This window comes from Gluconobacter aidae (genome assembly GCF_009547075.1).
In the GTDB taxonomy this organism is placed as follows: Bacteria; Pseudomonadota; Alphaproteobacteria; order Acetobacterales; family Acetobacteraceae; genus Gluconobacter; species Gluconobacter aidae.
The window spans coordinates 1-11019 of the sequence record NZ_WIPH01000050.1; the positions used below are offsets into that span (position 1 = coordinate 1).

General features: G+C 58.1%; 11 protein-coding genes and 3 pseudogenes. 7 read left to right on the forward strand and 7 right to left on the reverse strand.

The features are described from left to right. Window positions 1–20: 20 nt before the first annotated feature. Window positions 21–1207 (forward strand): IS3 family transposase gene (locus GFJ39_RS12750; RefSeq protein ID WP_153431717.1). Its coding sequence is split into 2 segments (ribosomal slippage): window positions 21–279 and window positions 279–1207, totalling 1188 coding nucleotides; the frame shifts between segments, so codons are not numbered across the junction. Window positions 1208–1374: 167 nt separating this feature from the next. On the opposite strand, the gene GFJ39_RS12755 is transcribed toward GFJ39_RS12750, so the two are convergent. Continuing rightward, the gene (locus GFJ39_RS12755) at window positions 1375–2085 is read right to left on the reverse strand and encodes an IS110 family RNA-guided transposase (RefSeq protein WP_228391953.1); all 711 of its coding nucleotides are present in this window, start codon (window positions 2083–2085) and stop codon (window positions 1375–1377) included. On the opposite strand from GFJ39_RS12755, the pseudogene GFJ39_RS12760 reads away from it, so the two are divergent. After that, window positions 2057–2695: pseudogene (locus tag GFJ39_RS12760) on the forward strand (DDE-type integrase/transposase/recombinase); the annotation flags it as partial. The gene GFJ39_RS12755 and the pseudogene GFJ39_RS12760 sit on opposite strands and share 29 nt — an antisense overlap. A gap of 140 nt (window positions 2696–2835) precedes the next feature. Here the strand turns inward: GFJ39_RS12760 and GFJ39_RS12765 are convergent. Next, complete coding sequence (locus tag GFJ39_RS12765) at window positions 2836–3774, reverse strand: NAD(P)/FAD-dependent oxidoreductase (protein WP_153431719.1); 939 nt, start codon at window positions 3772–3774, stop codon at window positions 2836–2838. Between the two features lie 288 nt (window positions 3775–4062). Between GFJ39_RS12765 and GFJ39_RS12770 the strand changes: the two genes are divergently transcribed. Beyond that, a complete protein-coding gene (locus GFJ39_RS12770; RefSeq protein ID WP_153431720.1) occupies window positions 4063–4629 on the forward strand; it encodes a PAS domain-containing protein in 567 nt (188 codons plus the stop codon). 59 nt (window positions 4630–4688) lie between these two features. Further along, window positions 4689–5420, forward strand: coding sequence for a cryptochrome/photolyase family protein (locus GFJ39_RS14320; protein ID WP_228391952.1), 732 nt, complete (start codon window positions 4689–4691; stop codon window positions 5418–5420). Window positions 5421–5458: 38 nt separating this feature from the next. On the opposite strand, the pseudogene GFJ39_RS14500 reads toward GFJ39_RS14320, so the two are convergent. The 3 genes and pseudogenes from GFJ39_RS14500 to GFJ39_RS12785 form a co-directional block, all read right to left on the reverse strand. After that, a pseudogene (locus tag GFJ39_RS14500) lies at window positions 5459–5518 on the reverse strand (DUF2256 domain-containing protein); the annotation flags it as partial. 2 nt (window positions 5519–5520) lie between these two features. Then, a complete protein-coding gene (locus GFJ39_RS12780; protein WP_325062946.1) occupies window positions 5521–6222 on the reverse strand; it encodes an SDR family NAD(P)-dependent oxidoreductase in 702 nt (233 codons plus the stop codon). An 11-nt stretch (window positions 6223–6233) separates the two neighbouring features. Continuing rightward, the gene (locus tag GFJ39_RS12785) at window positions 6234–6596 is read right to left on the reverse strand and encodes a thiol-disulfide oxidoreductase DCC family protein (RefSeq protein WP_153431725.1); all 363 of its coding nucleotides are present in this window, start codon (window positions 6594–6596) and stop codon (window positions 6234–6236) included. 173 nt (window positions 6597–6769) lie between these two features. Between GFJ39_RS12785 and GFJ39_RS12790 the strand changes: the two genes are divergently transcribed. After that, window positions 6770–7405 (forward strand): NAD(P)-dependent oxidoreductase, encoded by a 636-nt coding sequence (locus GFJ39_RS12790; protein ID WP_183116362.1) that lies wholly within the window; start codon window positions 6770–6772, stop codon window positions 7403–7405. A 37-nt stretch (window positions 7406–7442) separates the two neighbouring features. Here GFJ39_RS12790 and GFJ39_RS14550 read toward each other — a convergent pair. Beyond that, window positions 7443–7544: pseudogene (locus GFJ39_RS14550) on the reverse strand (IS5/IS1182 family transposase); the annotation flags it as partial. Between the two features lie 440 nt (window positions 7545–7984). Continuing rightward, on the reverse strand, window positions 7985–8932 hold the full coding sequence (locus tag GFJ39_RS12795) for an AraC family transcriptional regulator (RefSeq protein WP_153431729.1): 948 nt from the start codon (window positions 8930–8932) through the stop codon (window positions 7985–7987). 114 nt (window positions 8933–9046) lie between these two features. Here GFJ39_RS12795 and GFJ39_RS12800 point away from each other — a divergent pair, with 114 nt between their 5' ends. Together GFJ39_RS12800 and GFJ39_RS12805 are read left to right on the forward strand one after the other, a co-directional pair. Further along, window positions 9047–10021, forward strand: coding sequence for an SDR family oxidoreductase (locus GFJ39_RS12800; RefSeq protein ID WP_153431731.1), 975 nt, complete (start codon window positions 9047–9049; stop codon window positions 10019–10021). A gap of 460 nt (window positions 10022–10481) precedes the next feature. Next, window positions 10482–10886 carry a VOC family protein gene (locus GFJ39_RS12805; RefSeq protein WP_153431733.1) on the forward strand — a complete coding sequence of 135 codons (405 nt, stop codon included), beginning with the start codon at window positions 10482–10484 and terminating at the stop codon, window positions 10884–10886. Window positions 10887–11019 lie beyond the last annotated feature (133 nt).

Genomic DNA, 11019 nt, shown 5'->3' on the forward strand with positions numbered 1-11019 from the left:
CCTGAGAGAGGACGGGTTTTATGGGCAAGGTTACGCGCAAGAGGTATGGGGCGGAGTTCAAATCACGGGTTGCCCTGGAAGCGATCCGTGGGGAACTGACGCTGGCGGAACTGGCTTCGAAACATGGGGTGCATCAGACGATGATCGCCCAGTGGAAACGGCAGGCGATCGAGGGGATGGCAGCGACCTTTTCCGGGAAGACGGTTTCCGCACCCCCGGTCAGTCCGGCTGATGTGGAGAAACTACACGCGAAGATAGGCGAACTACTCGTGGAACGGGATTTTTTACGCGATGCCTCTGCTCGGTTGGGCGTGATCAGAGGCGGCAGATGATTGACCCGAAGCGAGCGCGTCTGCCGATCATCCGGCAATGTACGCTGCTGCACCTCAACCGGTCGGGCGTGTACTATCGGCCTGTGCCACAGAGCGAGGCCAATCTGGCGTTGATGCGGCTGATCGATGCCCAGTTCCTGGAAACGCCGTATTATGGTTCGCGGCAGATGACATGGCATCTGCGTCGCCTGGGGCATGAAGTTGGTCGCAAGCGGGCCCGGCGGCTCATGGCGATCATGGGTCTGCGGGCGATCTACCAGAAGCCGCGCACGACTGTGCCGCATCCGGAGCATCGGAAATATCCCTATCTGCTACGGAATCTGGTCATCGACCGGCCCAACCAGGTCTGGTGTTCCGATATCACGTATATTCCCATGAAACGGGGTTTTCTCTATCTCGTGGCGATCATGGACTGGTTCACGCGCAAGATCCTGTCCTGGCGTCTGTCGAACACGATGGACGCGGAGTTCTGTATCGAGGCGCTACAGGATGCCCTTACGCGCTATGGCGCCCCGGAAATTTTCAATACGGACCAGGGCTCACAATTCACGACGCCCCGTTTTACCGGGATCCTGGAAGAGCGTCAGATCCGTATCAGCATGGATGGACGTGGGCGCTGGCTGGACAACGTGTTCATCGAGCGTCTGTGGCGGTCGCTGAAATACGAATGCGTTTACCTGTATGCGTTCGAGACGGGTTCAGAACTTCGAGTGGGGCTCACGAAATGGATCGCACATTATAACGGGCAACGTCCCCATACGGCTCTGGCTGGACGAACGCCTGATGAGGCGTATCATGGCGCGCCGACGCCATCTGGTCCGGGGTTAACCCCGGACCAGATGGCCAACAGCAACGCCGTCAGAATGGCGGCATAACAACAACCGGGTATAGCTTATTCAAACCCAAAAACTGTCCGAACAGACGGGTCCACCTCTTTAGGCCACGAATGCCTGCCGTCGTTGCGATCATCTTTGCAAGCTAGCTGATCCGCTCCTCACTGTGCCCAAAGGCAATCAGCCGGGCCCATCGCTAGCAACTGTGTTTAAGCGGCGGAGCTAATGTGCCATGGCAGGCCGGTTTTGAGGACGGCATTGGCGATTGTGACGAGACGCCGTGCGATAGCGACGATCACCAATTTATGTGGCTTACCCCGCTCTTTCATGCGCCTGGCAACAGCTTTCAGAACCGGATTATGGCAGGCAGCTGCCAATCCTGCCTGAAACAGGACGTGACGGAGAGATATTCTTCCCCCTGAAATGACCCGTTTCCCACGCATCGCGCCACTATCATGAGCCATTGGAGCAAGTCCGGTCATGGCAGCGGCTTCTGTCGCTGTCATACGGCCGAGCTCTGGCATTTCGGCGAGAAGCATGGCGACTGATACCGGGCCGATACCAGGAATAGAACGGAGAAGCTCTGCTTTGGCAGAGAGTTCTTTGCCCTGTGCAATGACTCCTTCAATCCGTTGTTCGAGCTCGCTGATCTGGCTCTCAAGAAATGCTTTAAGACTGCTGTCCATCTCCTCCAGTTCAGCGCTCACACCCTGCTTGCGGCGCGCCGAAATCTGAGCAGAAAGCCGTTTGCGTGCCTCCACCATCTGAGCTCTGCGCACCGTCAGTGCCCGCAGAAGCTGGAGTTTTGCATCCGGCAATGTTCGGCCGGCCTCTGGGCGAAAAGCCATGAAGCGCGCAATCAATTCCGCATCGATCTGATCGGTTTTCGCGCGTTTCCCCATACCCCGGCTTCCGGACATCGATGGAGACAAGCCCAAACGACAGCGTTTCAAACGCTATCCCATCGGCTTTTTTCACATCGATATTGCCGAGGTCCAAACTGCTGAAGGCAAGCTGTATCTCTTCGTCGCCATCGACCGGACCAGCAAGTTCGCTGTCACACAACTGGTTGAGAAAGCCGATCGGAAGACCGCCTGGGAATTCCTCGAATATCTCCTGCGCATCATTCCTTATCGGATCCATACCATTCTGACCGATAACGGCATCCAGTTCGCTGATCAGCCCCGCAACCGCAATACGGCCTGGTCTCGCCCCATGCGCTTCGACATGATCTGCGAAGCTCACGAGATCGAACATCGTCTGACGAAACCCAATCATCCCTGGACGAACGGTCAGGTTGAACGGATGAACCGGACAATCAAGGAAGCAACCGTCAAACGCATCCATTACGATAGTCATGAGCAGTTGAGGACACACCTCAATGACTTCATGGCAGCCTATAATTTCGGGCGAAGACTCAAGACCCTGAACGGCCTTACCCCTTACGAATACGTCTGCAAAATCTGGACTTCAGAGCCAGAAAGATTCATTATCAATCCAACCCATCAAAACACGGGACTAAACACATGACGAGTTTCGGGGTTTCCTTCTCCTGATGTTTCATGACTCGTCCTTCCGGCTGAATGTTCGCGTAGGCTTCACGGTATGGATGTCCACTTGTGATGACATCGCGAAATGCAAAGGCGAAATTGAATTACAGGATCCCCTCCTCAGGCGAGAATTTTTGCCGCAAGTGCCGCGCCCGATTGCCAGGCCAGTTCTATGCGCGGCCCCAGCAGCCAGTCGCCACAGGCACCCAGGCGCAAGTCGCGATTCCAGAGCGCACCACATGAAGAAGGTCGTGTCATTGCGTAGCGCCAGCGATGGGCAGCGAGAGATTTTCGATCAGGCAAAGACACGCCGCAGGTCTGGTTTGTCAGCCATGCGGCCAATCGCTCCGCAACGTCGGGCGCGTCTTCTTCCAGATGCCGGAGCGACCAATCTGATCCAGCCTGCACGACCCATGTTTCCGCCGCATCCCGACCGGGCTTAGAGCTGTTGCGTGCTGCCCAGGCGATCGGTCCTGCAGAGCGAAGAATATCGCTCTCGATCGGCAATCGATCCGAAAACGCGATCATCGCCGTCCAGCAGGGCCGCGAACGCGCAGCGACGGCGTGGACCGCCATTTGCAGATCGTGTGCTCCCAGAAAGGCAGCGGCCTGTTCTGCCGGAAGAGCCAGAATGGCGGCGTCATAGGGACCATGGGCGCATCCATCTTGTAGCATGATCCGCCATTTCCGCCCTTCCGGTATCAGCCCCATAACGTGGCTGGAGAAATGCACTTCCTGCCGCGCGGCCATGTGTGCAACCGGCGCATTCATGCCGGGCGTGCCGACCCAGGCATCGGCTCCGGCGGCAGGCCATGGCGCTACCACGCCCCGCGTATTCCAACGCGCCACCTGTTCACGGAACGGTGCTCCGCGCGCAGTGAAATACTGCGCTCCATGATCGAAGGCCAGCGTCTCCTCGTTCACGGATATGCGTCGCGTCGATATCCGTCCGCCCGGACCGCGGCCTTTGTCGAACAGTGTCACCGTGTGGCCAGCCTTGGAGATCGTCTGTGCGCAGGTTAGCCCCGCCATTCCAGCTCCAACGATAACGATGTGCATTGTTGCCTCCGCTTTAACAGCCCGTCATGTCGGCTGGAACGGCTTGGGATGGCCTCTCTTCTTTGGCGTGGTCGCAGACTTCCTTGCACGGACGAATGGCTGTCATGAGGTTCATCAGGCTCTGGCGCTCCGGCATTATGCGAAAGATATCGTTATGGATTGTGAGCCTCCATATCCGGGCGTGAGGCGGTTGTCGGCAATATGGCAAAAAGGGTAGGTTATTTGTCTTGGGACGCCGGAAATGGCTGGCGCCGGAGCGGACAATGGTGACCGATGGCTATTTCAGACATGATCGCTGATAGTACAGTCGCCGCCGTCATCAGCGATCCGCAGCTACCCGACAATCCAATCATCGAATGCAACACCGCGTTCGAGGCTTTGACCGGTTATGCCCGTGAGGAGGTCATCGGCCGTAACTGCCGCTTTCTGACCGGTGCCGGGACGGAACTGCGGTTGGTGGAAGCCCTTCGCGCAGGCATCCGCGAACGACGCCCGGTCATGGTCGAGATTCTTAATTACAGGAAGGACGGCCTTCCTTTTCGCAATGCCGTGATGGTGGCGCCTATATTCGATAGCGAAGGGGAACTCCTGTATTTTCTTGGCTCCCAGATGCAGATTCCGGACGAGCCCGACGAAAGCCGCGCAGCAACCGCGCGGGCCAAGGTCGAAGGGCTATCGCCCCGTCAACGCACGGTGTTGCTGGCGATGGCGAAGGGCCAGCTCAACAAGCAGATCGCCCATGCATTGGCGTTGTCCGAGCGTACGGTCAAAATGCATCGTGCCGCCATGTTGCGCGCCTTGGGCGCGCAGACGACCGCCGATGCCGTCCGCCTTGCAATCGAAGCGGGATTCTGACGGATTTTTGCCCCTGAAGTCAGGCTTCGCGTCTTGGGGCGGCGCGCTAATCTTTCGATATGAAACGCATAGTTCTTGTTCTGGGCGATCAGCTGACGCCGACGCTCTCCTCCCTTCTGGCGGCCGACCGGGAAAACGACGTGGTGTTGATGGCGGAGGTCGTCGCCGAGGCCACCTATATTCGTCACCACAAAAAGAAGATCGTGCTGGTCCTCGCTGCGATGCGGCATTTCGCGGCGGAACTGCGTGCGGCTGGCTGGCGCGTCGATTATGTCACGTTACTGGATCCAGCCAATTCCGGCAGCCTGCATGGCGAGGTCATGCGCGCATTCACCCGGCACGGAGCCACGCATGTCCTCGTCACGGAGCCCGGCGAATGGCGCCTGATGCGGGAAATGGCACAATGGCCGTCTGTCACGCTGCTGCCTGACGATCGCTTTCTGGCCGATCGCCATGGCTTTGCCTCCTGGGCTGAAAACCGCCGGGGGCTCCGGATGGAGCATTTTTGTCGGCTGATGCGCCTCAAGACAGGGCTGTTGATGGAAGGCGACCAGCCTGCCGGAGGACGTTGGAATTTTGATCGCGACAATCGCAAACCGGCGCCGGGCGCTCTGGCTCTGCCGGGGCCGCTGCGTTTCGAGCCCGACGCGATCACACGCGATGTGCTGGAGATGGTGGCGACGCGTTTTCCCGACCATTTCGGCGAGCTGAATCCTTTCTGGTTCGCTGTCACCCGCGCCGGGGCGGAGGCTGCTTTTGCCCATTTCCTGCGCCATGGCCTGGAGCAATAGCGCACGGAACTCCAGTCGCGCGCCCATTTCTTGCGCCAGACGAAGGGCCGCCCGCAGGCCGCGCAAAGTTTGCTCGGCAGATCGGATTTTCTGCGCATTTTCACCAAGGCAGCCTTTCTCCATTCCACGCAATCAGGCTGCCGCTATCGGCAGTGGTGAGAGTCTCGATCACCCGCAGAAGATTCTCTGCCGACGTGGCGGGCGAAAAGCGCTTTCCCGCTGGCAAGGCACCTTGGAATGGCGCTGAAAGCGCGGTGCCCACGGTGCCGGGGTGCAGGGCCACGACGATCGCCTCAGGGTGGGTGCGCCGCATCTCGATAGCGAAATTGACCACCAGCATGTCAAGCGCCGCCTTGCTGGCACGATAGGCATGCCAGCCCCCCAACCGGTTGTCGCCGATGGAGCCGACCCGTGCGGAGAGAACCGCGAAAACCGCGCGTCGATCGCGTGGCAGACGTGGCAGCACATGCTTGGCAATCAGCGCCGGCCCGGTGGTGTTGATGGCGAAGACGCGGGCCATGGACGCGGCATCGAGGCTGCGAAATGTCTTTTCGGGAAAGATGTTCCGCACGGCATCATGCAGAATTCCGGTGGTTAACAGGACCAATTCGGGGGCATGCTCGATCGAGGCCGCAGCGTCGGCAATGCTGTTCTCGTCGGTCAAATCGAAGGTGAACGGCGACACCGTGGCACCAAAGCCGACGCATGGTCGGCGTGATCCGGCATGAATGCGCGCATAGCGCCCAGACGCGGCAAGGCGTTCGACGACAGCATGGCCGATGCCGCCGCCAGCGCCGAACACGGCTGCTACCCTCATCTCAACCATCGCTGCAGAATCGGCCGTACCCGAAGAAACTGACGGTAACCAGCCTCGAGAACCCACAGGACCGGTTTCAGCCGGGCGAGTTCGCCAAGCGGCCGCAGCGCCGGAATGACGCGCCACATTGCGGCAAAAGCGGCGGCGCCGTCATAAAGCACAGTGCCTTGCCGGGCATGGAAACGATCGAGCAGCAATTGCCGGTCGAGAGGGCAGGCCTGCGTCGGGTCGGTGAGATCGACGAAGTGAATACGCTTCGCCCGGTCCCATCGGCGCATCAGCGCGATCTCGCGCAGGCAGAGCGGACAGCCGCCATCATACCATACGGTCAAGGTGTCGTCGTCGTGTCGATCATTCATGATCACATCTTGCGATACCTTACGCACCGTGACGACCTGACATTTCGGGAATATAGCCGATGTATCGGTTGAAATCCGGCGTCCCGGTCGTGCGCCTATGCCCTAAATGACGTGTTTCCTCTATGCCACCCTCAAAAGATGATGATCGAAGACAAGTATGTTGGAGGCGTGTGGTGTTTGTTCTGGTGATGGGTGCATCGCGAGGCCTCGGGCTCGAAGTCGTCAAAGCGGCGCTTGCCCAAGGTCATAGTGTCAGAGCCTTTGCTCGCGGCGCCTCCGGCATCAAACTGACGCACGATCGGCTTGAGAAATTCCCAGGTGATGCTCTGGCGCTGCAGGACGTGAGGCGAGCGCTCGTCGGCGTCGATGGGGTGGTACAGGTTCTGGGGGTTTCCAACCGTGATCTGTTTGGACCGATCGACTTGTTTTCCCGGGCCACGGCGGTCTTGGTGCCTTTGATGATCAGCCAGGGCGTGCGCCGGTTGGTGGCTGTAACCGGCTTTGGCGCAGGCGACAGTGCCCCTGCTATCGGTCCGTTTCAGCGCCTGCCCTTTCGTATGCTGTTTGGTCGCGCTTATGACGACAAGACCCGGCAGGAAAGGCTTATCGTCGCCAGCGGTCTGGACTGGACGATCTGGCGACCGGGCGTGCTGATCAACGGGAGCATCAGCGGCAAAGCTAAAATCTTAATGGCACCGGCACAGTGGCGAAACGGTGTTGTGTCTCGCGGAGATGTCGCAGCTAACGTGGTATCCCATCTTACAGATGTAGCTATGATTGGCCAAAAACCTGTTATTATCCGGTTTTAAATATATTCAATTTCTTGAGATAATCTGAGAGTGTGCTTCAGAAATCGACCTGATTGATTTTCCGCAGACCTCTGCGGATGTGAGCGATCATGAACCATGCCTGTAATAATGAGATAGTGGTCTCGACATTGCAGGTTAGGGATTGGCCCACTCTCGTGGCGCTGCTCATCGCAGCGACGCTTTTGCAAGCAACAGTAACAAAGGTGTCGGCCCTGGCGAGCTGGCGGAAACTACAGCATTATGGAACCGGTAGAGGCGTCCGGTGTCTGCAAAGCGAGTTGATTGAGGCGGTCGGATTTACAGCGCTCCTCTTCTCACAGCGTCTGACGACGAATGCGGGCGCGTTGTGTAACACGGATATCATTGCCGTCGCGCGTCCAGCCCGTATGGCACATCTGAGCAACGACATAATCTTGCTCCAGATAGGAAAATCATTACGGCAGCGTTCATACCACCATCAAATCCCGGGACTAAACACCTTAACAATGTCGGCTTTCGGGTAAGCATGATAATCGTTTGGATATCCGACATGTAGGCGATAGCCGTCTTGCCGAGGCTATTTGTAGGCAGCCAAAACTCTCATGCTGCCGACACAGGCAGCATCTCCAAGCTGCGCGCATAGGCGGTTGGTGACACACCTACCACGCGACTGAACGCGGTGCTGAAGGCGCTGACAGACTGGAAGCCCGCCTGGTGGGCGATCTGCAACATCGGCATGTCGCGTGAGGCAAGCATCGAGCAGGCCTGATTGATGCGCCATTGCGTGGCATAGTTGATCGGGCTGGTGCCAAGCGTTCTGGTAAAACGATCAGCGAATGCGGAGCGTGACATGCCAGCGTGGCGGGCTAGACGTTGCACATTCCAGGGCGGTGATGCCCCGCCGTGGATGATCTGCAAAGCGCGGGCAAGCTTCTTGTCGCCTAGGGCCGTCAACAGGCGCTGGGCGTGACCCGGAAGCGCATCAGGACGCGTGCGCAGTGTTTCAACGAGGATGATTTCGATCAGCCGATCAAGGATCAGACTTCGACCCGGCCGGGTAATTGTTGCTTCCTCACCAACGAGGCGTAACAGCATGCCAAGGCGTTCGGCCGCCACGTCATTGTGCAAGACCGGCAGCAAGGGCGGGATGAGATCTGCGACCAGCGTGGCATTCGGCGCTTCCAGCACGAACGCTCCGGCCATAAAGCACGTCACGTTCGGGGATGGATCGTCTGTCTGCACCAGACGTGCGGGCTCGGCGATGGCAGTCATGAAATCGATCGAACGTGGATTGGGGCCGGTTTCAATCACCCATGGTTCCGTCGTGCCTAAAAAGGCAAGGTCGCCGCGTGTCAGGGACGCAGTGTGCGTGGAACCGATCTTAATCGTCGGATTGCCCGAGATGATCTGCCCGAACGAGATGACTGGGTTGGCTGGGAACGCAATCGCCCATGACCCACGAGCCTCGATCACACGCCACGCCAGAACGCGCGGCCTGAGCAGGGCGATCGTCCGTGACAGAGGGTCGATTTCAGAAGGCATACCCATTCTGGACGCTCGATAATCGTTTCAGGAGGTTCGGTTATCTACAACCCTGAAAGGCACGGGTAAAGATAGATCAATGGCCAGGAAGCGGCCAGATGTCGCGCAGGGGATAATGACATGCGGATCTTTATGACCGGAGCCAACGGATTTATCGGTCGTGCTGTCGTGCGCGAATTGCAGGACGCCGGACATGCCGTCATCGGTCTCGCGCGATCTGCGGAGACTGCGAAATCGCTGACCGCCGCAGGGCTGGAAGTTCATCAAGGGGCATTGACCGACATAGAGAGCCTTGCCACTGCGGCATCGAAAGCCGACGGTGTTATTCATCTCGCCTTTATCCATGGGCTTGGGCAACTCGACTGGCTCCAGCGCCTGCGTCTTTTCGGAGGTGGTTTGCCAACTGGCATTGTCGCGCGGTTCGGAGCTGAAATCACACGCGTGGACAGTCGGGCCATTGACGCTATGGCGGGCGCCTTGAAAGGGTCGGGGCGCCCGTTCATCGCGGCCTTTGGCACCATGGGGTTGGCGCCTGGCGGCGGCATGACGGAGGCAGATCTGCCCGACCCACGGTCTCCAGGGGCCGCACGGGCGGTCGCTGAGACTATGGTTCACGCGTGGGCAGACCGTGGCGTCCGGGCGATGATTATGAGATTGCCGCCGTCAGTCCATGGCGATGGGGATAAGGGTCTGGTGCCACAGATCATCAAAGCCGCACGCAAGGCGGGTTCGGCCGATTATGTAGGCGATGGACGCAATCGCTGGTGTGCCGCTCATCGTGACGACGTGGCGCATCTGTTCCGGCTTGCTCTGGAGCGGGGCGATGCGGGTGCCTGCTATCACGGCGTGGCGGAGGACGGCATTGCTTTTGCCGATATCGCTGGGATCATTGCGCGTAAGCTTGGCATCCCGAGTCAGAGCCTTTCGAAGCGGGCTGCGCAAAAGCGTTTCAGCTGGCTTGCACCGTTCTGTAGCGTCGACAACCCGGCAACAAGTGAGATGACGCGCCAAGCGCTGGACTGGGCTCCAACCAAGGTCGGCTTGTTGGCCGATATGGAAGCCGGCGCTTACTTCACGAGCACTCGCAAGACTTAACCATCGTGCACGCTATATTTCGTCATCCTGGGACGATCAAGTCACATGGTGCCGCTTGAAGATGAAGGTCAGTTTCGAACGAAAAGCTTGTAAGGCACGTCTGCTTTCGGGAACCGTCAACGAGCTCATGTGCGTCCGAGAAGAGGCGTAAGCGGACCTGCTGCTCACGCCCTCTTATCGGTCATTTTTGTTGCCCAATGAGTGTCTACTAAGCGGACATAGTTGAAGAAGCTGCTTGACCGCTGCTACTGGCATCAGCAAAGTCGTGTTTGCCTAAAAAGACAGCGATGCAGGTATGGTGACAACCTGTGGTCTCTCTGGAGAGACAGTCACGCTTGAGCGAATAAACCCGCTCTTGGCCATGGCCGGACACGACGAGGATAGGCCTCGTCCGTGGCCGGTCGTCGTTGTCCAGATTGCGATCGGCTTGTGTCCGTCTCACCAACGGAAAGACACAGTCATGAAGCTGAACCATATCAACCTCTACAGCCACGATACTGAGGCTGATCGCGCAATGTTCGAACAGTATTTTGGCCTGCGTACTCTCGTTGTACGTGGGATCAAGATGGCCATCATGCAGGACAATGATGGGCTGGTGCTGATCGTCAATCACTTCGACAACAAACTTGAAGGCTTCGATTATCCCAGGCAATTCGACATCCTGCACATTGGTTTCATCCAGAAGTCTCGCGAGGACGTTGATGCTCTCTATGAGCGCCTAAGCGCCGATGGCTGGGAGGTGCAGGCTCCACGCAACGCGCATGGGGCGTGGTCCTTCTACTTTCGAGCGAAAGGGGGTTATTTCATCGAAGTGACGACATTAACGCCGGTTCGCCCCGAAGAAGCATATCAGAAAAACTCATAATAATGCTCGCCATGAGCGGCTGAGTAATTGGCCGAGCTTCATCAACTATACGGATCATACGTCTCTTAGAGCGTTTTCTGCCCTGAATGAATCGTTGTGGATTCCCAAAGTGGCTGTGATCTGATTCAAGATG